24 protein-coding genes are annotated in these 22,226 nt (G+C 61.4%); 6 read left to right on the top strand and 18 right to left on the bottom strand.

What is annotated here, in order from left to right; all coding sequences use genetic code 11:
- The first annotated feature begins 108 nt into the window (after positions 1-108).
- Entirely contained in the window at positions 109-555 is a 447-nt protein-coding gene (locus R4P70_RS19765; RefSeq protein ID WP_003945852.1) for a MarR family winged helix-turn-helix transcriptional regulator, read from the top strand.
- Here the strand turns inward: R4P70_RS19765 and thrS are convergent.
- Positions 552-1,772: a threonine--tRNA ligase gene (thrS, locus tag R4P70_RS19760; RefSeq protein WP_256063825.1), complete on the bottom strand. Its 1,221-nt coding sequence runs from the start codon at positions 1,770-1,772 to the stop codon at positions 552-554. The two genes, R4P70_RS19765 and thrS, sit on opposite strands and share 4 nt — an antisense overlap.
- A 330-nt stretch (positions 1,773-2,102) precedes the next feature.
- Here thrS and R4P70_RS19755 point away from each other — a divergent pair, with 330 nt between their 5' ends.
- Both R4P70_RS19755 and R4P70_RS19750 read left to right on the top strand, forming a co-directional pair.
- Positions 2,103-3,377: a DUF445 domain-containing protein gene (locus R4P70_RS19755; protein ID WP_019746908.1), complete on the top strand. Its 1,275-nt coding sequence runs from the start codon at positions 2,103-2,105 to the stop codon at positions 3,375-3,377.
- Between the two features lie 14 nt (positions 3,378-3,391).
- Positions 3,392-4,216 (top strand): Abi-alpha family protein, encoded by an 825-nt coding sequence (locus tag R4P70_RS19750; protein ID WP_019746907.1) that lies wholly within the window; start codon positions 3,392-3,394, stop codon positions 4,214-4,216.
- A gap of 62 nt (positions 4,217-4,278) precedes the next feature.
- On the opposite strand, the gene hsaB is transcribed toward R4P70_RS19750, so the two are convergent.
- The 4 genes from hsaB to hsaA are packed head-to-tail and all read right to left on the bottom strand — an operon-like array spanning position 4,279 to position 7,826.
- Positions 4,279-4,863 (bottom strand): 3-hydroxy-9,10-secoandrosta-1,3,5(10)-triene-9,17-dione monooxygenase reductase subunit, encoded by a 585-nt coding sequence (gene hsaB / locus R4P70_RS19745; protein ID WP_003945677.1) that lies wholly within the window; start codon positions 4,861-4,863, stop codon positions 4,279-4,281.
- Entirely contained in the window at positions 4,860-5,762 is a 903-nt protein-coding gene (hsaC, locus tag R4P70_RS19740) for an iron-dependent extradiol dioxygenase HsaC (RefSeq protein WP_003945585.1), read from the bottom strand. Before hsaC ends, hsaB begins: the two co-directional genes overlap by 4 nt.
- Positions 5,762-6,640, bottom strand: coding sequence for a 4,5:9,10-diseco-3-hydroxy-5,9,17-trioxoandrosta-1(10),2-diene-4-oate hydrolase (gene hsaD, locus R4P70_RS19735; RefSeq protein WP_317831293.1), 879 nt, complete (start codon positions 6,638-6,640; stop codon positions 5,762-5,764). Before hsaD ends, hsaC begins: the two co-directional genes overlap by 1 nt.
- A 10-nt stretch (positions 6,641-6,650) precedes the next feature.
- Positions 6,651-7,826 (bottom strand): 3-hydroxy-9,10-secoandrosta-1,3,5(10)-triene-9,17-dione monooxygenase oxygenase subunit, encoded by a 1,176-nt coding sequence (gene hsaA / locus R4P70_RS19730; protein WP_031332838.1) that lies wholly within the window; start codon positions 7,824-7,826, stop codon positions 6,651-6,653.
- Positions 7,827-8,021: 195 nt separating this feature from the next.
- Here hsaA and R4P70_RS19725 point away from each other — a divergent pair, with 195 nt between their 5' ends.
- Both R4P70_RS19725 and R4P70_RS19720 read left to right on the top strand, forming a co-directional pair.
- A complete protein-coding gene (locus R4P70_RS19725) occupies positions 8,022-9,182 on the top strand; it encodes a Rieske 2Fe-2S domain-containing protein (protein WP_003945847.1) in 1,161 nt (386 codons plus the stop codon).
- A 2-nt stretch (positions 9,183-9,184) separates the two neighbouring features.
- Complete coding sequence (locus tag R4P70_RS19720) at positions 9,185-9,556, top strand: hypothetical protein (RefSeq protein ID WP_317831291.1); 372 nt, start codon at positions 9,185-9,187, stop codon at positions 9,554-9,556.
- A gap of 73 nt (positions 9,557-9,629) precedes the next feature.
- On the opposite strand, the gene R4P70_RS19715 is transcribed toward R4P70_RS19720, so the two are convergent.
- The 7 genes from R4P70_RS19715 to R4P70_RS19685 all read right to left on the bottom strand — a co-directional run bounded on the left by R4P70_RS19715 (position 9,630) and on the right by R4P70_RS19685 (position 14,852).
- Complete coding sequence (locus R4P70_RS19715; protein WP_308371907.1) at positions 9,630-10,463, bottom strand: hypothetical protein; 834 nt, start codon at positions 10,461-10,463, stop codon at positions 9,630-9,632.
- A gap of 194 nt (positions 10,464-10,657) precedes the next feature.
- Entirely contained in the window at positions 10,658-11,284 is a 627-nt protein-coding gene (locus tag R4P70_RS19710) for a TetR/AcrR family transcriptional regulator (RefSeq protein ID WP_019746903.1), read from the bottom strand.
- Between the two features lie 70 nt (positions 11,285-11,354).
- Entirely contained in the window at positions 11,355-12,611 is a 1,257-nt protein-coding gene (locus R4P70_RS19705) for an NAD(P)/FAD-dependent oxidoreductase (RefSeq protein ID WP_317831286.1), read from the bottom strand.
- Positions 12,611-12,802 (bottom strand): rubredoxin, encoded by a 192-nt coding sequence (locus R4P70_RS19700; RefSeq protein WP_007734094.1) that lies wholly within the window; start codon positions 12,800-12,802, stop codon positions 12,611-12,613. Before R4P70_RS19700 ends, R4P70_RS19705 begins: the two co-directional genes overlap by 1 nt.
- A 30-nt stretch (positions 12,803-12,832) precedes the next feature.
- Entirely contained in the window at positions 12,833-13,003 is a 171-nt protein-coding gene (locus tag R4P70_RS19695) for a rubredoxin (protein ID WP_095970932.1), read from the bottom strand.
- Entirely contained in the window at positions 13,000-14,175 is a 1,176-nt protein-coding gene (locus R4P70_RS19690; RefSeq protein WP_124568882.1) for an alkane 1-monooxygenase, read from the bottom strand. The genes R4P70_RS19695 and R4P70_RS19690 overlap by 4 nt, the downstream gene beginning before the upstream one ends.
- A gap of 371 nt (positions 14,176-14,546) precedes the next feature.
- Positions 14,547-14,852 (bottom strand): hypothetical protein, encoded by a 306-nt coding sequence (locus R4P70_RS19685; protein WP_317831284.1) that lies wholly within the window; start codon positions 14,850-14,852, stop codon positions 14,547-14,549.
- Between the two features lie 110 nt (positions 14,853-14,962).
- On the opposite strand from R4P70_RS19685, the gene R4P70_RS19680 reads away from it, so the two are divergent.
- Positions 14,963-16,570 (top strand): FAD-dependent monooxygenase, encoded by a 1,608-nt coding sequence (locus R4P70_RS19680; RefSeq protein WP_113682118.1) that lies wholly within the window; start codon positions 14,963-14,965, stop codon positions 16,568-16,570.
- Here R4P70_RS19680 and R4P70_RS19675 read toward each other — a convergent pair.
- Genes R4P70_RS19675 through R4P70_RS19650 form a run of 6 tightly spaced genes read right to left on the bottom strand, consistent with a single transcriptional unit; the run spans position 16,557 to position 22,136 of the window.
- Positions 16,557-17,045, bottom strand: coding sequence for a VOC family protein (locus R4P70_RS19675; protein ID WP_003945419.1), 489 nt, complete (start codon positions 17,043-17,045; stop codon positions 16,557-16,559). The two genes, R4P70_RS19680 and R4P70_RS19675, sit on opposite strands and share 14 nt — an antisense overlap.
- Positions 17,042-17,794: an SDR family NAD(P)-dependent oxidoreductase gene (locus R4P70_RS19670; protein WP_003945607.1), complete on the bottom strand. Its 753-nt coding sequence runs from the start codon at positions 17,792-17,794 to the stop codon at positions 17,042-17,044. The genes R4P70_RS19675 and R4P70_RS19670 overlap by 4 nt, the downstream gene beginning before the upstream one ends.
- A gap of 3 nt (positions 17,795-17,797) precedes the next feature.
- Complete coding sequence (gene dmpG, locus R4P70_RS19665; protein WP_007734084.1) at positions 17,798-18,841, bottom strand: 4-hydroxy-2-oxovalerate aldolase; 1,044 nt, start codon at positions 18,839-18,841, stop codon at positions 17,798-17,800.
- Positions 18,838-19,740 carry an acetaldehyde dehydrogenase (acetylating) gene (locus tag R4P70_RS19660; protein WP_003945771.1) on the bottom strand — a complete coding sequence of 301 codons (903 nt, stop codon included), beginning with the start codon at positions 19,738-19,740 and terminating at the stop codon, positions 18,838-18,840. The genes dmpG and R4P70_RS19660 overlap by 4 nt, the downstream gene beginning before the upstream one ends.
- Positions 19,741-19,748: 8 nt before the next feature.
- Complete coding sequence (locus tag R4P70_RS19655; RefSeq protein WP_003945480.1) at positions 19,749-20,534, bottom strand: 2-keto-4-pentenoate hydratase; 786 nt, start codon at positions 20,532-20,534, stop codon at positions 19,749-19,751.
- Positions 20,535-20,537: 3 nt separating this feature from the next.
- The gene (locus R4P70_RS19650) at positions 20,538-22,136 is read right to left on the bottom strand and encodes an FAD-binding protein (RefSeq protein ID WP_047890327.1); all 1,599 of its coding nucleotides are present in this window, start codon (positions 22,134-22,136) and stop codon (positions 20,538-20,540) included.
- Positions 22,137-22,226: the final 90 nt, after the last annotated feature.

Genomic DNA, 22,226 nt, shown 5'->3' with positions numbered 1-22,226 from the left:
TTAGCGGGCGTGTGCAGTAGTTGCAGGCGCGCTATAAATAGTTGCACGCGCGCGCTACATGCGCAAGCTGGTAACCTGGAGTCGCAGGAAACGGACAAGGAGAATCACATGGGGATCGCCGACGACGCCGTCGAAATCCGTTCGCAAGGGTGGCGCACGCTCGCAGCACTGCACGGCGCCCTCGACACCGAACTGGAACGCGCGCTCCAGCGTGAGCACAAACTGTCCGTCGTCGAATACACCGTGCTCGACGCACTGAGCCGCCAGGATGGCTGGCACATGCGTATGGCCCAGCTGGCTCGCGCTGCCGCACTGAGCAGCAGCGCCACGACGCGCTTGGTCAATCGGCTCGAAGATCGAGGACTACTGACGCGCATCCTGTGCGCCGACGACCGTCGAGGCATCTACACCGAACTGACGCCGGCCGGCCGCGAACTTCTCGAAAGCGCACGGCCGACGCACGACGCCACCCTCGAGGCCGCACTCGACGAGGCATGCAAGACACCCGAACTCGCGCCACTGGTGCGCGCGCTCCACGAACTACCCGTCGGCTAGAAGTCTGCCGGAAGCAGGGCACGCTCTTCGATGCCCGAGACCACCTGAGCGACAAACACACTCGCATCGACGACCGCCCGCCCACCACGCGCGGGGACCAGAACGTCGACGGTGCCGCCGTGCACCTCGTTGTCCCCGATCACCGCAATGTACGGGTCACGGTGAGTGCGTGCCTCGCGGATGCGACGTCCCAATGATCCGTCAGGCGCGATCGCCACTCGAACATCGCGAGCCTCGAGATCGGCCCGCAAGCGCTCGGCCTCAACCTGGTGCCGGTCGCCGACAGGCAGGATCGAGACTTGGTTGGGTGCCAGCCACGGCGGCATCCGCCCTTCGAACCTTTCGATCAATAGCGCAGTCATGCGTTCCATCGACCCGAGCAAGCCCCGATGGATCATGACGGGGCGAGCCTTGGATCCGTCCTCAGCGGTGTACTCGAGGTCGAACCGCTCCGGTTGATTGAAGTCGAGTTGCACGGTCGAGAGTGTTTCCTCGCGGCCGTGCGCGTCTCGCACCTGGACGTCGATCTTGGGACCGTAGAACGCTGCCTCCCCCTTCGCTTCCACGTACTCGATCGAGCGTGCATTCAGCGCCCCGCGAAGGTGATCCTCGGCGTCCACCCACTGCTCGTCGGTGCCGAGGTACTGCCCCTCTCCCCCTCTGATCGAGAGTCGGTACCCCCGTTCGGCAATCCCCAGAGTCGAGTAGCAGCGCTCGATCGCGACGAGCGCGACGATCACTTCCGCTTGCACTTGTTCACGACTACAGAAGACATGTGCGTCGTCGAGATTGATCTGTCGGACTCGACTCAATCCGCTGAGAACTCCGGAGAGTTCACTACGGAACATCGAGCCGAGTTCACGAACACGGAAAGGTAGCTCGCGATAACTACGACCGCGAGCGGCGAATACCTGAGCGTGATGAGGACAGTTAGCCGGACGAAGGAGAAAAGACTCTCCCCCTATCTTCATTTCGGGGAACATGTCTTCCGAGAACTTGGACCAATGACCAGATCTCTCGTACAACTCTTTCTTCGCCATAACCGGGGTGTAGACACCCTGACAACCGGAGCGCGCTGCTTGTTCGGCGGCGAACTTTTCGAGTTCGTTCCTGATGACGGCGCCGTCCGGTAACCAGAGCGGAAGGCCGGCTCCGACTATGGGGGTGGTGGCGAAAAACTCCAGGTCGCGCCCGAGTTCGCGGTGGTCAACGCTCATGAGAGCTCTCCAAATCGTTCAAGGGGAGACGCACACGGAGCGACGAAACAGGAAAGCCCCGGGGCGATAACTCCCGGGGCTGAAAGGGTTCGGTCAGCAGTTGCTAAACGATGCGCCGGAAGAGAACCGGCGTCGTCGTGTTGTGCGCAATACTGACCATGTACGTGAGGTTACATCAACTTCCTACCCACCTACAGCCCGAATTGTCGGGCCTCTATGCTGACGCAACTGGGAAGGCGCAGCAGTAGCCAACGAAACACCCACGAAGAGCGAAGTTTCGGCAATCATGTCCGAACGTGAGGTTCTCGGATATGAGGAGGATGTGCGACGGTGCCGGACCACTTGCTCGAACAGTTGATCACCATTCCTTTGTTCACCGGAATCATCGGGTACATCACCAATTGGTCGGGCGTCCTGATGCTGTTTGCGCCGATCAACTTCCACGGGATCAAAGTGCCCGGCCTCAAACTGCTCTTCCCGTTCCTCCCCCGACGCGTCCAGGTGATCCCCGCGATCACCAGCGACGGCAGATTCGGTTGGCAAGGCATCGTCCCCTCGCGGGCGGAGAAGATGGCGTCGATCGCCGTCGACAAATCCCTCGCGAAAGTCGGCAGCATCGCCGATTTCTATCGCGTCCTGGACCCGGACAGCATCGCCGAGCACTTGGTGAACATCTCCCGCAGTGAAGTGCGCGGCGTGGTCACCAGAATCATGACGGCCGAGAATCCTCAGCTGTGGCACAACCTTCCGACGTCGGTGAAGGAAGCCGTCTTCCGCAAGGTGGAGGACGATCTGCCGGCCAGCGTGCGCATGATCACCGACCGCATCGAAGAGGACATCGACGAGTTCATCGACGCGAAGCTGATGGTGATCCGCTACCTCTCCTCGCATCCCAAACTGCTCAACGACATCTTCCGCACGATGGGCAACAAAGAGCTCAGGTTCATGCAGAACTTCGGCTTCTACTTCGGGTTCCCGATGGGCTTCGTGCTCGTCGGAATCCTCCATCTGGTTCCGCAGTGGTGGGTGCTTCCCATCGGTGGCGTGATCATCGGGTACATCGTGAACTACCTCGGAATCACGATGATCTTCGAACCGATCACCCCCAGCCGTTGGGTGCCGTGGCGGCAGGGACTTTTCCTGAAACGTCGCACCGAGATCATCGCCGGGTACGCAAAAACCCTGGCCGATCACGTCGTGACGCTCGAGAACATCGGCACCGAACTCCTCGAAGGTCCCCGCTCGGACCGAACGCGGCGGATGCTCGATCAGGTACTGCGCGAATCCGTCGACGACGCCGCCGGCTGGGCAAAGTCGGTGGTCAAGATGACCGTCGGTTCGCAGAGCTACAAGCGTCTGCCCGGCCTGGCCACCACCGAAGTGCTCGATCTGTACCCAAGGGTCTTCGAGGACGCGGAGTTCGCCGAGAGCCAGTCGGAGAAGATTCGTGTCTTCGTCACCGAACGCATGAGCATCCTTTCACCGGAAGATTTCAGTGAACTACTACGCTCAGCCGTCAAACAGGACGAGTGGCTGTTGTTCGTACACGGGGCCGTGCTGGGCTCGTTTGCCGGTTTCCTGCACCTCGCAATATTCGGAGTATGAGTCGGAGTATGAGTATGAGTGAGCACGACCATCGCCTGATCGTCGAAGCGGAATCGTACGACTGGGCTGCGGACATCGCGCCGGTCGAATCCGTGGAAAAGCGTCTGATCCGCAGCCTTGTCGGGCTGACTGCCACGACGACGCTCACGTCGATCAAGCTGACGGGTTGGGCTTTCGGGACGGCGAAGGAGGCGACGCGGCAGATCGTTCAGGCTGCCGCCGAAGCCGCGGCAGAGGCCGCTGAATCGGCCAATGTTCAATCCGAACGTCGGGCCGAGAACTCCAACGGAGACGGCTCGCGGACCGAAAACCTACGGGCGGCAATGGCAACTCGTACCAATCGCAAACAGAGCGTCGAAGCCACTCTCGCGGCGCTGCGGGCACGCGGCGACAGGTTGCTGGACCGTTCCGCGGACGTGACCGATCGCGACGATCTGCACCCGGCCTACGACCGGATCCTCGACGAAATCGCGCCGGACGAAGCTCGAATTCTTCGGTTGCTGGCCACTTCAGGTGCGCAACCGAGCGTGGACGTACGTACGGCGCGGCCGTTCGGCGTCGGCTCGGAGATGATCGACGAGGGTCTGTCGATGATCGGAGAACTGGCGGGATGTCGCCATCTGGACCGCATCAGCGCGTACCTGAACAACCTGCATCGGCTCGGTTTGGTGGCGTTCTCACGCGAACCCGTCGAGGCCGACCGGTACCAGGTGGTCGAGGTACAGCCGTCGGTGATCGAGGCGGTCAAGCGAGCCGGACGATCGAACAAGATAGTGCGTCGTAGCATCCTGCTGACGCCGTTCGGTGACGACTTCTGTCATACCTGTTTTTCTCTGTAGTGCCTCCGGCCCCGTGAGTGGTTAAGGAGCCCCTGGACTCCTTAACCACTCACGGGGTGCCCCTACAGCCAGGTATCTTCTGTCGTGGTCGTCAGGAACGCTTCCAGATCGTCACGCCAGGTAGCCGGAACAGTCTTGTCCGGCTCGATGCCCGTGTACTGCCCGCGATAGAACAGCAGCGGGCGTTCGGTCTTGATCTCACTCATCGACGACACACGTCCGAAGACGACGTAGTGATCACCGCCGTCGTGGACGGTTTCCACCGTGCAGTCGATGTGGGCAAGCGACTTGTCGATGATCGGTGACCCCAACGGTGATGGCGTCCAATCGATACCCGCGAACTTGTCCGGCTCACGCGACCCGAAACGAGCACACACCGCCTGCTGTTCCTCCGCCAACACGTTGACGGCGAACTTCCCGGTCCGCTCGATTGCCGCCCACGACCGAGAACCCTTGGTGGGGCAGAACAACACCAAAGGTGGGTCGAGTGACAGGGCAGCGAAAGACTGACACGCGAACCCGACCGGCTCACCGTCGTCGACTGTCGTGATGATGGTGATACCCGTGCAGAATTGCCCGAGAACCGTGCGGAACTGGCGTGGATCGATGGCCTGTTCCGCACTCACCGACGCGTCGGGCGAACTCACGGCTTCATTCCCACCGTGAAGTCGTGACCCCACAGGCTCACGGCCGTGCTTTCCCTCGCGATCCAGTTTTCGTCCTCGACCTCTAGCCCCTCACAACCGAATTCGATGTCGAACCCGCCTGGAGTCTTCATGTAGAACGAGAGCATCTCGTCGTTGACGTGGCGACCGAGAGTCGCCGACATCTTGACCTTCTTGCGCAGTGCCCGGTCGAGGCACAGTCCGACGTCGTCGGAGTTCTCCACCTCGAGCATCAAATGCACGATGCCCGTCGGGTTGGGCAACGGCAGGAACGCCAAGCTGTGGTGACGCGGGTTGCAGCCGAGGAACCTCAGCCACGCCGGGTCGCCGTCCGCGGGCCGGCCGACCATCTGCGGAGGCAGACGCATCGAGTCGCGAAGCTTGAATCCGAGTACGTCGCGGTAGAACCGCAGCGAAGCATCGTCGTCATCGGTGGTGAGCACGACGTGGCCGAGGCCCTGCTCGCCCGTCACGAACCTGTGCCCGTACGGGCTCACGATCCGGCGGTGTTCGAGAGCAGCTCCGTGGAACACCTCGAGGGAGTTGCCCGAGGTGTCCTCGAACGCGATCATCTCGACGACGCGACGGTCCTTGAGCTGCTCCGCCGTGCCTTCCTTGAACGGAACACCGGCTGCCGACAACCTGTCACGGATATCTTGCAGCTCAGCGGCATTCGCGGTTTCCCAACCCGAGACGAGCAGACGGTCCGTGTCGTTCGGAACGATGACAAGACGCGCCGGGAAGTCGTCCATACGCAGATACAGCGATTCCGCGTCGACGCCCTTGCCCTCGATCATTCCGAGGATCTTGAGTCCGTATTCGCGCCACGCGGCCATGTCGGTGGCCCCGATGCGCATGTACGCCAGAGATCGAATACCCATCATTTACCTCCGTCGAGCAGGAAGTCGGTTGCGAGCCGGTTGAATTCGTCGAACTTCTCGAGCTGCGCCCAGTGACCGCAACCGCCGAAGACGTGGAGTTGCGCGCGCGGGATCATCTTGAGCGCAACCAGTGCGCCGTCGAGGGGGTTGACCCGATCCTCACGGCCCCAGATCAGCAACACACGCTGACGGAGCTTGTACGCCTCGCGCCAGAGCATGCCGAGCTCGAAGTCACCGCTGGAGAAGGACTTACCCATCGCCTTGGCCGCAGCCAGCGACTCGGGAGTGCTGGCGGCAGCAAAGCGTTCGTCGACGAGTTCCGGCGTGATCAGCTTCTGATCGAAGACCATGATCCGCAAGAATGCTTCGAGGTTCTCCCGTGTGGGCTGGTAGCTGAACTTCCCGAGGTTCTTGACGCCCTCGGTGGGGTCCGGCGCAAACAGGTTGACACTCAGACCGCCGGGGCCCATCAGAACGAGGCGACCCGCACGGTCCGGGTAGGCGAGTGCAAAACGAACAGCAGCGCCACCACCGAGCGAATTACCCAGCAGATCAACGCGACCGGTGATCTCGAGCGTATCCAGAAGATCATTGAGCGCCGACGCACTGTGCACGAAGTACTGCGGATGCTCCGTCGGCTTGTCGGACTGCCCGTAACCGGGCTGATCGACGGCGATGACGTGAAAGTTCTTCGCCAACACCGGAATGTTGCGGGCGAAGTTCGACCACGACGACGCGCCTGGGCCACCGCCGTGCAGCAGCACGATGGTCTTGTCGTTTCCGACGCCTGCCTCGTGGAAGTGCAGTTTCAGATCGGGGCGCACTTGCGCGAACCGCGAAGTGGACTCGTAGGTGAGAGCTTCTTCGGTAGTTGTCACTGAGCCTCCTCTAGACCATCGTGTCGGTGATCGGCAGACCGAATTCGCCGGTTCCGAACATGACGTATGCGCGTTCGGGATCGTTCGCGGCGTGGACGCGACCAGCGTGAGCGTCACGCCAGAAACGCTGAATCGGAGTGCCGTTCTGCAGCGCCGTGGCACCGGAGTTCTCGAAAAGCTTGTCGATCGAGGCGATCGCACGGCCAGTGGCGCGCACCTGGTCGCGTCGAGCGCGCAGCCGCAGTTCCATCGGAACCTCTTCGCCTGCAAGGATCAACGCGTACTCGTCGGCGACGTTGCCGGAGAGCTGACGCCACGCGGCGTCGATGTCACTGGACGCCTCGGCGATACGCACCTTGGCGAACGGATCGTCCTTCGACTTCTCGCCGGCGAACGCAGCACGAACACGCTTGCCCTGGTGCTCGACGTGCGCTTCGTAGGCGCCGTAAGCCATTCCGACGATCGGCGCCGAGATCGTGGTGGGGTGAATGGTTCCCCACGGCATCTTGTAGACCGGCGCGGTGTTCTTCTCGAGGCCCGGGGCGGTCAATTCGCTCATCGCCCGGAAGCTCAGAACGCGATGCTTGGGAACAAAAACATCCTTGACCACAACGGTATTGGAGCCGGTTCCACGCAGGCCGACCACATTCCACACGTCGTCGATCTGGTAGTCCTCGCGAGGAATCAGGTAGCTCACGAAATCGACTGCGCGGCCGTCCTTGAACACCGGACCACCGAGAACGGCCCAGCTGGCATGGTCGCAACCCGAGGACCACGCCCACGCACCGTTGACCTTGTATCCGCCCTCGACTACTTCACCCATACCCATCGGAGCGTAAGAGGACGAGATGCGCACGTCAGTGTCGTTGCCCCACACGTCTTCCTGCGCCTGCTGAGAGAAGAGGGCGAGGTGCCAGTTGTGTACCCCGATGATCGAGGAGACCCACCCTGTGGAACCGCACGCGCTGGCGATCTTCTTGACTGCGGAGTAGAACAGCACCGGATCGGCTTCGTACCCGCCCCACTGCTTCGGCTGCAGCAAGCGGAAGAAGCCTGTTTCCTGGAGTCCCTTGATGGACTCGTCGGGGATACGACGCAGATCCTCGGTCTCCTGTGCGCGCTCGCGCAGTGCCGGCAGTAGTGCGTCGAGCCTCTGCATCACCTCGTGGCTGTCATGGTTACCCACTTCGACGCTCCCGTCTTCCTCGATCGGTTGGTTCACTTACACTTGAGACTAGAACACGTTCTCTTTTCTGTCGAGACGCTGACAAAGGTCCCGTTTGTGGCCGCAATGCTGTAACAAGTGCCCCCAAAATCTGGCGGAACCGGATCGAGTTCTATAACGTGTTCTACTAACAGCTAGAAGGGATGTGAGGTCACAATGGCGCAGATTCGCGAGATCGACGTCGGAACGGTGCAAACGCGTTTCGCCCGCGGTTGGCACTGCCTGGGTCTACTGAAGACCTTCAAGGACGGCAAACCGCACGCGATCGAGGCTTTCGGTACGAAGCTCGTGGTGTTCGCCGACAGCAAGGGCGACATCAAAGTTCTCGACGGATACTGCCGTCACATGGGTGGTGACCTCACACAAGGCGAGGTCAAGGGTGATTCCATCGCCTGCCCCTTCCACGACTGGCGCTGGGGCGGCAACGGAAAGTGCACCGGCATTCCTTATGCCCGCCGCGTGCCCCCACTCGCACGTACCCGCGCGTGGACGACCCTCGAGCAGAACGGTCAGCTCTTCGTCTGGAACGACCCCGAGGGCAATCCGCCGCCCGAAGAGATCGTGATTCCTCGTATCGAGGGTGCGTACAGCGACGAATGGACCGACTGGACCTGGAACTCCATGGTCATCGAGGGATCCAACTGCCGCGAGATCATCGACAACGTGGTCGACATGGCGCACTTCTACTACATCCACTACGCCTTCCCGACGTACTTCAAGAACGTCTTCGAAGGTGAGATCGCCACTCAGTACCTCAACACCACCGGCCGTCCCGACATCGGAATGGCCTCCCAGTACGGCGGCGACACGCTTCTTCGCTCCGAAGCTGCGTATTACGGACCGTCGTACATGGTCAATCCCCTGTGGAACAGCTACAGCGGATACGAGGTCGAGAGTGTTCTGATCAACTGCCACTACCCGATCAGCCCGGACTCGTTCGTGCTGCAGTGGGGCGTGACGGTCAAGAAGCCGACGGGTGTCTCCGACGAGATGGCCGACAAGTTGGCCGGCAAGTTCACCGAGGGCATCAGCGAGGGCTTCCTGCAAGACGTCGCGATCTGGAAGAACAAGACCAAGATCGAGAATCCCCTTCTCTGCGAAGAAGACGGCCCCGTCTACCAGCTACGACGCTGGTACGAGCAGTTCTACGTGGACAAGGCCGACGTCACCGAGAAGATGACGCAGCGCTTCGAGTTCGAGGTGGACACCACCAAGGCAAACGAGGCCTGGCACGCCGAGGTCGAGGAAAACCTCGCACGCCAGAAGGCCGAGAAGGAAGCTGCAGCAGAAGCGGCAAAGAAAGAAGCAGAGGTCTAATCGTGAGCGCCTCGATCGGAACCGACGCACGGTGGGCTCGCTGGGCCAAGGCACCGGACTTTGCCGGGCAGACTGAACGGCTCGAGGCGATCGCGGCCCAGACGATCGAGGACAAGCACGAATACCTCGACTCGGGTCTGCAGGAAGTCGACTGCAAGGCATGCGGTGCCTGCGTGCTTGTTCGCAAGAACACGTACAAGCACACCAGTGTTCAGTGGACTTCCGACCCGGCGCTGCGTTGCCACGCCTTCAAAGAGGCAATTGCTTCCGGGCAGTCGACGGCGTTGAAGGACGGTTGCCCGAAACTGCACGACAGCATCGCCGACGCAGTAAGGGACGGCACCATCACGGTGCGTGATCCCGAGGTCAGCTGACCTGATTGTGTAGAACGAGGGCCGACCCACCACGGGTCGGCCCTCGTTTTACTTTCCAGCGACTGCGCGTCCGTCAGGCAGGCGGTCGCACCTTTCGTGCAGCCACTGCATAGACGTCGCTCGACGTGGTGAGAGAGTTCTTTCCGCTGGCCGCCGGCAGTCCCCCACGTAGATTCACCGCCCAGTTGAGCGCACCGAGCGGTCCACATCCGCTGGCTCCCGGCGCCGCAAACACAGCATCCGAATGTGGGACTGCCGGGAACACTGCACCGGGGAACTCACCGATAGGTTCCGACGGAGGGTTTCCGGTTGTGGTCAGGTGAAGGTTGATCGGATTCGAAACCGAACCGATGTAGCAATCGTCACCGAGCAACGGATTAGACAGTTTCAATCGAACAGGCATGGTGAGTTCCTGCTCGAGAACCTTCAGATCCGGGACTCCCACCGATTCCACCGTCGCGCTGATCTGAGTCAGTCCCAGCGGAGTATCGATCCCGAGAGCACCTCCGGGTACCGAAATCGGATTGGAATAGACCCCGTTGGACCCGTCCTGCTTGGCGACGAACGTCTCGATGAAACTGTTGTCCGGCTGGGTCGCGTATTTCACGCCGCCCGCCACCTTGAGACTTCCGTCCGGGATCGGCACCGAAAGTGCGCCCAATTTCATGGTCCCTCCGCGAACTACGACGCTGGCGCACGTCGTCACCTCGAGATCCTCGATCGGGCACGTGCCCCAACCGTCGAAGGTCAACGGATCAACCTCTGCCGCACCGGAGGAACCGAGCGATCCGCTGCCGGAAGACCCTGACGATGATTCGTCGGCGATTGCCACACCTGCACCGGCCATGACAAATGTTGCAACTAGCGCAACTGTCGACATCACTCGAAACTTATTGCAGCTCTTCATCTTCGAAACCCTCCACCGTTGACGGAATCTGACGAGAGCCGCCCACGGGCTGCACCTCGACGCACGTCCGGCACGCTACCGAGAAGCGGGACTTGGATTCACACATATCGGCGAAACTTCCCACCAAAGAACTACGGCGATCAGTCTCGATCGAACTTCCGTCCTAGCTCGGAAACCGTATCGATCCTGTCGGCTCAGTTCGGTTCGACTGTGCCCGAACCGATGACTTGATCGAGGAACGGCCCGAACATCTCCCCCAGGTTCTCGGCGATCTGATCGGGAGTACCGAAGGACAACGTCACGTGACTGATCGCCAGACGCACTATCGTGCTGCCGAACATCTCGGCATGGACGCGGTCGACGTTCGCCCAACTGGTCATGAAGATCTCGGCCAACCTCGCGCTCGCATGTTCGAGCAGCGGAGTCCCGTCGGTGGTGACCAGGCTCAGCAGGTCATGTTGCGGACGAGGACCGACAATACTGACCACCATCGGATCCCGGGCACCGGCGTCGAAGAAGGCACGGAAGGCCGCCGAGACCGCACCCCGGGGGTCCGAATGGTGCAGCGCTACTTCGCGTTCCACCTCTTCGAGGAACTCGTCGACGAAACGGATGAGGTATCCGGACGCCAATCCCTGCCGGGACGTGAACTCCTTGTACAACGTCTGCCGGCTCATACCCGCAGCTTCCGCGATATGCGCCATCGTGATGTCGTTCCACGATTTCTCGGTCAAGAGTTCGCGTGTGGCGTCGAGCGCTGACGCACGGAGGAGTTGACGAGCTGCCTCGTGGTACGGGACACGGGCACGAGCGGTGGACATATCGGGAAGATTTCCATCGCCCGTACTCGGTGTCAAAACGGTGGACACGCAAGCAACAGAAGTCACGAACTCAGAGCACCGGTAAGGCGACAAGACCCGCCGCAAGTTCGGTCAGATCCCTGTTCGAATCGGCGAGTACGTCGACGCTGATGTCCGGGGAGCGTTCGATAAGGGTTCGGACGGCGCGAATGTCCTTCGGCCGGCCCACGCTCACAGCACCGACGATATTTCCGTCGCGCATGCAGATCGCAGTGAAGTCATAGGATTCCAAGTCTCCTCGAACAATCACGGTGTCGTCCGCGCCTGGCCAACCAGCTACTTGAATGTTGCGGCCGAATTGGTTCGACCAACTCCATGGGACGGATTCGAAGGGTTCTTCCTTCCCGACAATGGTCTTGGCAACTGCAACTGCGTGGTCCTGCGCAGTGTTCCAGTGCTCACCACGGTGCATGCCGCCGAGAAAACCGTTGGGCACGTTGGCCACATCGCCGATCGCGTACACATCAATGACGGAGGTCCGGAGGTATCGGTCGACCGAAATCCCGTTGTCCACCGCAATACCCGCAGCAGCAGCCACATCGGTATCGGGCAAGGATCCGATTGCGACGACGGCCAAGTCCGCTGTCCACTCGCGTCCGTCACGCGCACGTGCGGTGACGCCGTCGGCACCCGTCGTGAGCGTCTCGAGGTCGACTCCCGTCTGCAAGGCGACGCCCGCCGAGGCGTGCAGCGCGGCGATCTTCTCCGCTATCGACGGTGGAAGCAGCCTGGACAGGGGCAGCGGTTGCGCTTCGAGAACCTGCACACTGCAACCCAAGTCACGTGCCGTTGATGCCACCTCCGATCCGATCAAGCCACCGCCGACCACCAGTAGCGAGGATCCTTCGATCAGCTGGGATTGCAAGCGTCGCATGTCTGCGATATCCCGAAGATAGTGAACGCGCTCAGAATCTTCCGCGGCCAACCGTCGGGACCGTCCACCCGTGGCAAGAATCAGAACGTCGTAGTCGATGCTGTCACCATCGGCTAAAAGTACTGTGCGGGTATCGGTGTCGATACTCGTGACAGTTGCGCCGATCCGAAGATCGATACCCTGCTCGGTCCAGAAAGTCGACGGCCGCAACCGAACCCGATCGATCGACGCCTTCCCGGACAGAAGTTCTTTCGACAACGCCGGGCGTCGGTACGGCTCCTCGGGTTCGCTGCCGATCAGGATGATGCTGCCGCCGAACCCTTCCTTGCGCAGGGCCTGCGCCGCACCGGCACCGGCGATGCCCGTGCCCACGATCACCACGGTGCGTGTGTCGGACTCGCTGACCGCTGTCATCAGCGGTCCACCTCCACCATTTCGAAATCGACTTTGGCAGCACCACAATCAGGGCAGGACCAGTCTTCGGGAATCTCGTCCCAGCGAGTGCCCGGCTCGATACCGTCGTCGGGCCAGCCGATCGCTTCGTCGTATTCGAACCCGCACTGGAGGCAGCGGAACAATTTGTAAGCAGTGGCAGTCTCGGACATCGGTTTTCCTTTCGTCGGTGGGTAGTTCGATCAGGATTGCGCGACGAGCGTGAAGTCGACCTTCTCGCGGACGCCGCAGTCGGGGCAGCACCAGTCGTCCGGGATACTCGACCATGGCGTGCCGGGCGGAAAGCCCTCTCGCGCAGCACCTGCCGATTCGGTGTACGTGTAATCACAGATCGGGCAGATGTAGGCGTTCATGCGTTCACCCCGTAGGCCGCGAGGATCTTGGCCCGCTTCTTCGGCGCGATGTTGACCTGGGTGATGTCACCTCGGTAGTGCGCGAGGACGCGGTGATCCATCACCTTGCGCCACAAGGGCGGAACTGTGGCGAGCATGATCATGCTGGCGTACCCGCTCGGGAGCTGAGGTGCCTCTTCCATGCTGCGAAGCGCCTGGTAGCGACGCGTCGGGTTCGCATGATGATCGCTGTGCCGCTGCAGGTGATAGAGAAAGACATTGGTGCAGATGCGATCACTGTTCCAACTGTGCGCCGGCGTGCACCTCTCGTACCGTCCGCTTGCGGTCTTCTGCCGCAGGAGTCCGTAGTGCTCGAGGTAGTTGATCGCTTCGAGCAGCGAGAATCCGATGAAGGCCTGAATCACGAGGTACGGCGCAATGCCGATCCCGAACACTGCAAGCGCGACACCGAACAGAACAACCGACATGAGCCAGGCGTTGAGCACGTCGTTCTTGATGCTCCAGTGCGTGGTGCCCAAACGCTCGAAGCGGGTCTTCTCGAGATGCCACGCCGACTTCAATCCCCCGGCGACGCTGCGCGGCCAGAAACCGTAGAGGGTCTCACCGAAGCGCGAGGTCGCCGGATCTTCCGGAGTCGACACTCGCACATGGTGGCCACGGTTGTGCTCGAGGTAGAAGTGACCGTAAGCACTCTGCGCGAGAACGATTTTGGACAACCAGCGCTCGACGCTCTCCTTCTTGTGCCCGAGTTCGTGGGCGGTATTGATGCCGATTCCGGCCGTCACACCGATCGTCACTGCGAGTCCGATATTGGAGAGAACGCTCAAATCCCAACGCGCCCAGATGTAGCAGGACAGGAAGAAGGCCGTGTACTGCAGCGGCAGATAGGCGTAGGTGCACCACCGGTAGAAGCGGTCGTTCTCGAGTTCGTCGATCACCTCGTCGGGCGGATTTTTCCCGTCCTCGCCCGCCAGAATGTCGATGACAGGAATGAGGGCAAACGCGATCAGTGGGCCGGTCCACCAGAAGACATTCCATCCGGTGGCGGTAACAAGCCCCACGGCGATGAAAGTTGCCGATGACGGAATCAGCGCCAACAGCCATAAGTAGCGTTTCCGGTCTCTCCAAGTTGCGAGCCGACCATCTGGCTCGGTGTACACCAACGCCGCCATCGAATTCTCCAGTTCTCGTTCGAATCAGTGAGTGCGTCCTGCGCGGCAATCCGCGACACGAACAACATCTATGTATAGAGAGTGGACAAATTACGGTCTTTTGTCAACGATTTTGAGGTAAAAGTTTTACAAACACGCCAATTTGTACATGGCAGGATGCGGCTGCAGATCAGCGTTCAGGAAATCGAGGGCGCAAAAGTGCAGCGAAAGGCGCGCGAGCCTCGGGCGGAACGTATGCCGCCTCGCCATGTCGGGCATACAGGCGATCGGATTCGTATCTCGGAAATACGTGGACGTGGTGGTGCCAGACGTCTTGGTTGCCCGCCGGTTCGTTGTGCTGCCTGGTCGAGATACCGTCGCAGCCGTAGGCTTCACGAATTGCAAACAGCCACAGCCTGAACGAGGTCGAACACCGAGTGCCCGACGCTCGTCGGCAAAGTGTAGAGATTCTCGAAGTGTTCGATCGGTGACACAAGTACGTGGCCGCGGTTGCCCGGCCACCACTTCGGGGAAATCCGAGCGATTGCATGGTCGGTTCGAGCAACCAGGTCTGTCGACGCGTTGTGCTCGTCGAACTCGCCGAGCGCGTAGCGACAGAACGGGCAGCGATACCCCGGCGGCTCATGATGCAACTCGTCTGCCTTCACGTCGCGATCTTCCCACGAGCTCAACGTCATCAACCCGTGCAGAATGTCCCTAAATGTCCGATTTGCGCGAATTTCCCCAAAACGAAAGTTCGCTTACCCATACTGAAATGACCGACTGTCCCCGACGTGAGTGGGTCCTCATGGATACCGACGTATTGGTAGCGGGCGCCGGCCCGATCGGCTTGACCACCGCGATCGAGCTGCGCAGACGCGGTATCTCCTGTCGAATAGTCGACCCGCTCGACGAACCGCGGCAATACGCGAAAGCCGTCGGGATTCAGCCACGCACTCTCGAACTCTTCGAGAACATGGGGGTGCTCCGCCAGGCACTCGACGCCTCGACATTGATGCGCGGTCAGATCATGTACACGAACGGCGTCGAGGTCGGCCGCGTCGACCTCACCCTCCCCGAGGACGTTCCTTACTGGTTTCTCTGTCTGCCTCAGTACTCGACGGAGCGCATCCTCACCGAGCGCCTCACCGAGTTGGGAACAACCGTCGAACGCGGAGTCGGCCTCACTGCATTCGAACAGTCCGACGACGCCGTCACCTGCACCCTCAGCGACGGCAGTACCGTGACGGCTCAGTACCTGGTGGGTTCCGACGGCGCGCACAGCGTGGTCCGCAAAGGGCTGGGCCTGAGCTTCGAGGGCGGCGCATTTGCCGAGAGCTACATGCTCGGTGACGTCGAAGTCGACTGGTCCATACCCAGCGGCTACTCCGTCCGCGCCAACCACACCAGCGACGACGGAACCACCGACGATCTACTCGTCTGCATCCCACTTCCCGGACACAAGCGGTACCGCATGTCGATGCTCGTTCCGGACGAGTTGATGCCGGACGAATCGTCGAACAAAGCCGCTGTACAACACGGTTTTTCAACCGGCAAGACACCGGAACTCCATCACATCCAGGCCGTGCTCGACAGACTGTCCCCAGAACCGACAACCGCCTCGATGCTGCGATGGTCCTCGGTCTTCCGCATCAGCCACCGCATCGTCGACGCTTACGGTCGCGGACGGGTTTTTGTCGCCGGCGACGCCGCGCACATCCATCCCCCGACTGGCGCGCAGGGCATGAACACCGGGATCCAGGACGCCCACAATCTTGCGTGGAAGATAGCGCTCGCCGTCAAAGGCGTTGCAACAGCAGATCTTCTCGAGACCTACGATGCCGAAAGACGGCCGGTCGGTGAAGAAGTCGTCGGGATGACCGTCCGAAATGCTCGAGAAGGAATCGGTTCGGGAGAGTCTTCCATCGACACGGCAATGCGGCGCCAGGCTCAATTGTTGATCGACTACTCGGAGAGTCCGCTGAACACCGGGCGTAATTCTTCGAGTCCACACGTTCAACCGGGCGAGCGTGCACCCGATGCACGCGGAATGCGCCGAGACGGTGTGCAGTATCCAATTCGGTTGTTCGACTTGCTGTCAGGAGTCGACCACACGTTACTGCTGACTTCGGACGGATCCGCGGAGAGCATCAACAGCTTGGAGAAGGTCGCCGACGCCGCAATTCGATCAGCGCACGGCTTGCTGGACGTCTACGCGATAGTGCCACCGGGAACCGTGACCGTCGACTCGCTGGTGCCGATCATCGAGGACAACGCCTCGCAACTGTGCGCCGCGTATGGGGTCGAAGGTACGGCGGCGCTGGTCATTCGCCCCGACGGCTACCTCGGATTCCGTGGTCACCCGGAGAACGTTTCCGATTACTTCACGAAAGTGTTTGCCGTCAATCAGGAATGAGCGAAGCGAACATCAACCGAATCTCGGGCGAGAGCTTCATCAACTCGACGTATCCACCCAACGGCCCGGCATCGAGGTAGGAGAACTCCATGCCGGCGCCCTCTACCCGACCTTGTTGCACCACCGACATTCCGCGACGCTCGGCCTCGAGCAACGTCGCCTCGTAATCGTCAGGAACCCAAGCCATGTGATGAACTCCGACGCCGTGAGTCTCCAGGAACTCCGTGTACAGGTTGCGTCCGGACACTGGTTGGATCAACTCGAGCTGTTGGCTGCCCGCATATCCGATCGACACGTGAACGACATAGTCCGCGGGCTCACCTCGATACGTTGTGGTCTCGGGACCAAAGGCGATGTCTGGCATACGTAGCCATCGCTCCACTCCCCACTGCCGAGTGAACTCCTGTTCGGCGGCCTCGATCTCCTCGACCACCCAGCAGATCTGGAAGATCGGTCCCGAGACCAACGGGGTCATGCCATTTTTCCGTTGTCCACCGAGTAGACGGCCCCGTGTATCGCCGAGGCGTCGTCGGAGGCGACGAAAGCCACCATCTTCGCAACGTCCTCGGCTTCCATCAAGCCACGCGGCGAGGCAACCTTCATGACGAGGTCGAAGTCGACTCCGTCGGGGAAGGTGAATCCGGTGACTTGAGGAGTCATCATGCCGCCGGGGCAGATTGCGTTGACACGCAGAGACTTTCCGGTGAACTCCATCGCCATCGCTCGGGTCAGTCCGATGAGTCCGTGCTTGGCAGCACAGTATCCAGCCGAGTACGCCTGCCCTTCCAGTCCCGCGATCGAGGAGACGTTGACGATGTTGCCGCCCCGTTCCAGCAAGTGCGGCAGTGCTGCTCGGGAAAGGAAGAACGGTCCGTTCAGATTGACCGCAAGGTCATGTGCCCATTCGGAATCCGCAATATCCGCCGTATGACGAAGCGAGTGCGATCCCGCCACGTTGACGAGGATGTCGATACCACCGAGTTCGTCGACGCACGCCTGCACGGCCGCATCACACTGAGCGGAATCCGAGACGTCCGTCGCCGCGAAACGACGCTCTCCATCCGCGCCGACCACCTCGACCATCGACTGTCGCAGCTTTTCCTTGTCGCGGGCGATACCGAAAACCTGTGCGCCCCTGCGGTGGAGTATCTCGGCCACCGCGCGCCCCAACCCTGAGGACGCGCCGGTCACCAAGGCCACTTTTCCGGCCAGTACGTCTGCCATGACCTAGGAAGCCGCTGCTTCGCGCTGGAGTTCCAGCGCGATGTCGATCAACTGATCTTCCTGTCCGCCGACCAACTTGCGCTTACCTGCGCGCACCAACAGCTCCGCGGACGACACTCCGTACCGCTCGGCCTGACGCTCGGCATGCTTGAGGAAGCTCGAGTACACGCCGGCGTAGCCCATCATCAGTGCTTGACGATCGAGCAGGCATTCCTGCGGCATTGCCGGGCGCACAACATCTTCGGCTGCATCGGCGATGGCGAAGAAGTCGATACCGGTCTTGACGCCGATCTTGTCGCAAACACCGACGAAGGCCTCGACCGGGGCGTTGCCGGCGCCGGCACCGAACCGACGGGTACTACCGTCGATCTGCTTGGCTCCCGCACGAACTGCCGCAATGGAATTGGCGACGCCCAGGCCCAGGTTCTCGTGGCCGTGGAAGCCGACCTGAGCGTCGTTGCCGAGTTCCTGAACCAGCGCCTCGACGCGATCGGATACCTGCTCGAGTACCAGCGCGCCGGCCGAGTCGACCACGTACACACACTGGCAACCCGCGTCGGCCATGATACGAGCCTGCTTGGCCAGCTTCTCCGGCGGAATCGAGTGAGCCATCATGAGGAATCCGACTGTTTCGAGTCCACGCTCACGCGCGAGGCCGAAGTGCTGGATGGATACGTCTGCCTCGGTGCAGTGAGTTGCAATGCGGCAGATGGACGCACCGTTGTCCTGTGCGATGACGATGTCGTCCTTGATGCCCAACCCGGGCAGCATCAGGAAGGCGATCTTCGCGTTGGTCGCCGTCTCGACTGCAGCTTTGATCAGTTCCTGCTCGGGAGTCTTCGAGAAGCCGTAGTTGAAGGAGGATCCGCCGAGACCGTCGCCGTGAGTGACCTCGATGACCGGCACTCCGGCTCCGTCGAGGGCACCGACGATGGCTCGTACTTCGTCGACGGTGAACTGATGACGCTTGTGGTGGGAGCCGTCGCGCAGCGACGTGTCGGTGACGCGGATGTCCCAGCTCGAATCGAAATGAATCATGTCGCTCATGCCTTCACACTCAGAAGCTTCTGGGCGATTTCCTCGCCCACCTTGGTGGCTGCTGCCGTCATGATGTCGAGGTTGCCCGCGTACGGCGGTAGGAAATCGCCTGCGCCTTCGACCTCGACGAACGTGGTGACCGTTGCATAGCCACCGGAAACGACGCTCGGTTTGTCGAACTGCGGTTCGTTGAGCAACCGGTAGCCGGGCACGTACTGCTGGATGTCCTTGACGACGCGGTGAATGGAGTCGGTGATCGCGGCCTGGTCGGCGTCTTCGGGGATAGCGCAGAAGATTGTGTCGCGCATGATCATCGGCGGGTCCGCGGGGTTGAGGATGATGATCGCCTTGCCGCGCTGTGCGCCGCCGATGGTCTCGATACCGCGGCTGGTGGTCTTGGTGAACTCATCGATGTTCGCGCGAGTTCCCGGGCCGGCGGACAATGATGCAACGGAGGCGACGATCTCGGCGTACGCCACGTCGACGACACGCGACACCGCGTAGACGATCGGAATGGTTGCCTGCCCACCGCAAGTGATCATGTTGACGTTGGGTGCGTCCAGGTGCTCACGCAGGTTCGCGGGCGGAACCACAGCCGGGCCGACCGCGGCCGGAGTCAGGTCGACGGCACGGATACCGGCGGCCTCGTAGCGTGGTGCTGCCTCGCGGTGCACGTATGCCGACGTCGCCTCGAAGACCAGGTCCGGTTTCTCCGCCTGGTTCAGCAACCAGTCGACGCCCTCGGCGGAGGTCTCGAGTCCCATCTTGCGGGCGCGCGCCAATCCTTCACTCTCGGGATCGATTCCGATCATCCATCGCGGTTCGAGCCACTCGGAACGCTGCAGTTTGTACAACAGATCGGTACTGATGTTTCCCGATCCGACGATCGCCACACTTGCCTTGGTCATGACTACTCCTACGTGAACTGAAGAGAGACGGAACCGAGGCCGCTGAACTCGGCTCGGAAGTTGTCGCCTGGATGAGCGTCGATCGCTCGCGTGCACGAACCCGGCAGAACGATGTCGCCGGCCTTGAGCCGAACTCCGAACGTGTCGACCTTCTGCGCCAACCATGCGACAGCGGTGACCGGGTTACCGAGAACCGCATCGCTGCGCCCCTCCGCAATCCGCTCGCCGTTGCAGGTCAGCACCGCATCGATCGCCTTGATGTCGATGTCCGACGGGCGAACTCGTTCCTTGCCGAGAATGAACCCGGCGGAGGACGCGTTGTCCGCGATGGTGTCCGAGAGGCCGATCTTCCAGTCCTTGATCCGGCTGTCGATCAACTCGATGGACGGCGCATAGGCGACAGTGGCGTCGATGACGTCTTGTTCGGTGCACCCGGCGCCCGGCAGATCTGCTCCCAGAATGAAGGCGACCTCCACCTCGACGCGTGGGAAGCAGAAGCGCGACGTGTCGACCGGACGGTCCTCGAACTCTTCCATCTCGGCGAGCAGGTGACCGTAATCTGGCTCGTCGACGCCCATCATCTGCTGCATCGCCAGTGACGAGAGTCCGACCTTGTGTCCGACCACCTTTGCGCCACCGGCAACACGACGCCTGATGTTGATGAGCTGGATCTCGTAGGCGTCGACGACGTCGATGTCCGGATACGTGGCGATCAGCGGGCTGATCGGAGCGCGATCCCGTTCCGCCGAATCAAGATGGTCGGCAAGTTCGCCGCGGATCTGCGTCGAGAGCATCGTTCAGGCCTTTCCGACTGTGGAGAATGCGGCTGCATGCTGACCGGCTCGTCGTCCGGAGAACACGCAGTCGGCGAGCGACAAGCCGCTCACATACGAGTTGGAACAGATACCGACGGCGGTACGGCCGGCGGCATACAGGCCAGGGATACCCTCCCCGGCCTCGTTTTTCACCATGCCGGACGATTCGTCGACCACCAATCCACCGAGCGTGAGCATCGGGCACGGATTCATCATGTTGGGCTTGATCGAGACGTCGTACATCGTGAACGGCGCAGACAGTATCGGCCTGACGAAGTCCGACGGTTTGCCCATCGGATCAGGTTGTCCGGCAGCGGCAGCGGAGTTGTGCGCGTCGACGGTGGCTTGAAGGCCGGCGACGTCTATCCCCGCTTTACGGGCGACCTCGGCAATGGTGTTGCCACGCACTGCGGTACGCATCATGCCAGTGGTCTGTACCCGCTGGAACCACATCGACTGGTCACTGATCTGCGATTTCGCTTCGCGAACGAGTTCGGAATCTGCCAGCAGCCAACCGATTCCGTTGCTCTTCTCTGCCATCGCCTGACCGAGAGCGGCACCGTAACGTGACTCGTCGACGATTCGCGCACCGGATTCACCCACCAAAATGGAACCGAGAAAAGCACTCGGCGGGACGATGAATCGCCAGGCGGAAACATTGCCGAGCTTGTCGGTGGCTCCCCCGGCTTCGATACCGAGGTTGATGCCTTTGCCGTCGTCCCCGGAGGTGCCGAGCGGGATACCGCCCTTGTAGGCGGGAGCATGGGTACGCATCATCTCGCGATTGGACACGAAGCCGCCGGCGCTGAGGATCACGCCGCCGCGTGCCTGGATACGAATCCGCTTGGCGTGCTTCTTCTCGATCTTCGCGATCAGTGCGTCGAGAATCGTGCGCAACTGCGGTGCGTAGACGCCGGGCTTGGAGGACAAGGACCCGAGCGTCGCGTGACGGCGACGAACTCCGGCGGGTGCGTCACGCAGCGTCAGTGCTTCGACGCCGATCACCCGGCCGTCCTCGATGATCAGCCGGTCCGCTCGCGTCTGGCCGAGCAACTGGACGCCCTTCGCCTCCGCGGACTTCGCGAGCGGGCCGTACAGCATCTTTCCCGACGTGCCACGCCCCTTGGCGCGATGACCACGCGGAGCAGGTTTTGCGATGTCACGGAACCCGCCGGCCGATTCGCTACCCGAGAAGTAGAGGTAGTGCTTGTTGCTCGGGTACGACGTCTTGTACGGACAGAGTGAGGCCTCGAACGGCACGCCGTGACTCCGCAGCCAGTCGATCGACGCCGGGCTCTCGTCGACGAACCGGCGCAGAGTCTGCGGCGTCACCGCGTCACCGACCTCGCGGTTCAGGTAGGCGAGCATGGCTTCGGGACTGTCCTCGACACCGGCTTCCTTTTGAATCACGGTGCCGCCGCCGGCGTAGTAGATTCCTCCGGAAATCGTGCTGGCACCACCACCGAGTGCTCGGTCGATCGCCAAAACCGACGAACCGGCCGCTACCGCTTCGAGCGCCGCACTGGCGCCCGCCACACCGAACCCGACCACAAGGACGTCAACCGAAGTATCCCAGGTCACACCGCACCATCCTCAATCCCACTGCAACGTGTTTCGTTATCAATGACAACGTCCGGAAATACTTCCTGGCAGAAAGCATGGACTGACACC

The organism is Rhodococcus sp. IEGM 1241, from assembly GCF_033142365.1.
GTDB classification, from domain to species: domain Bacteria; phylum Actinomycetota; class Actinomycetes; order Mycobacteriales; family Mycobacteriaceae; genus Rhodococcus_F; species Rhodococcus_F erythropolis.
Note: the sequence above shows the minus strand (reverse complement) of the source record. Positions and strands in the feature narration are given on the sequence as shown.

Bases quoted from the DNA above. Each gene is read 5' to 3' on its own strand.
- R4P70_RS19715 (WP_308371907.1), bottom strand. From the start codon at position 10,463: ATGAAGAGCTGCAATAAGTTTCGAGTGATGTCGACAGTTGCGCTAGTT.
- hsaC (WP_003945585.1), bottom strand. From the start codon at position 5,762: ATGGGTATTCGATCTCTGGCGTACATGCGCATCGGGGCCACCGACATG.
- R4P70_RS19710 (WP_019746903.1), bottom strand. From the start codon at position 11,284: ATGTCCACCGCTCGTGCCCGTGTCCCGTACCACGAGGCAGCTCGTCAA.
- R4P70_RS19765 (WP_003945852.1), top strand. From the start codon at position 109: ATGGGGATCGCCGACGACGCCGTCGAAATCCGTTCGCAAGGGTGGCGC.
- R4P70_RS19690 (WP_124568882.1), bottom strand. From the start codon at position 14,175: ATGGCGGCGTTGGTGTACACCGAGCCAGATGGTCGGCTCGCAACTTGG.
- R4P70_RS19695 (WP_095970932.1), bottom strand. From the start codon at position 13,003: ATGAACGCCTACATCTGCCCGATCTGTGATTACACGTACACCGAATCG.
- R4P70_RS19725 (WP_003945847.1), top strand. From the start codon at position 8,022: ATGGCGCAGATTCGCGAGATCGACGTCGGAACGGTGCAAACGCGTTTC.
- dmpG (WP_007734084.1), bottom strand. From the start codon at position 18,841: ATGAGCGACATGATTCATTTCGATTCGAGCTGGGACATCCGCGTCACC.
- R4P70_RS19660 (WP_003945771.1), bottom strand. From the start codon at position 19,740: ATGACCAAGGCAAGTGTGGCGATCGTCGGATCGGGAAACATCAGTACC.
- R4P70_RS19680 (WP_113682118.1), top strand. From the start codon at position 14,963: ATGGATACCGACGTATTGGTAGCGGGCGCCGGCCCGATCGGCTTGACC.
- thrS (WP_256063825.1), bottom strand. From the start codon at position 1,772: ATGAGCGTTGACCACCGCGAACTCGGGCGCGACCTGGAGTTTTTCGCC.
- R4P70_RS19655 (WP_003945480.1), bottom strand. From the start codon at position 20,534: ATGCTCTCGACGCAGATCCGCGGCGAACTTGCCGACCATCTTGATTCG.
- R4P70_RS19670 (WP_003945607.1), bottom strand. From the start codon at position 17,794: ATGGCAGACGTACTGGCCGGAAAAGTGGCCTTGGTGACCGGCGCGTCC.
- R4P70_RS19675 (WP_003945419.1), bottom strand. From the start codon at position 17,045: ATGACCCCGTTGGTCTCGGGACCGATCTTCCAGATCTGCTGGGTGGTC.
- R4P70_RS19700 (WP_007734094.1), bottom strand. From the start codon at position 12,802: ATGTCCGAGACTGCCACTGCTTACAAATTGTTCCGCTGCCTCCAGTGC.
- R4P70_RS19705 (WP_317831286.1), bottom strand. From the start codon at position 12,611: ATGACAGCGGTCAGCGAGTCCGACACACGCACCGTGGTGATCGTGGGC.
- R4P70_RS19685 (WP_317831284.1), bottom strand. From the start codon at position 14,852: ATGACGTTGAGCTCGTGGGAAGATCGCGACGTGAAGGCAGACGAGTTG.
- R4P70_RS19750 (WP_019746907.1), top strand. From the start codon at position 3,392: ATGAGTGAGCACGACCATCGCCTGATCGTCGAAGCGGAATCGTACGAC.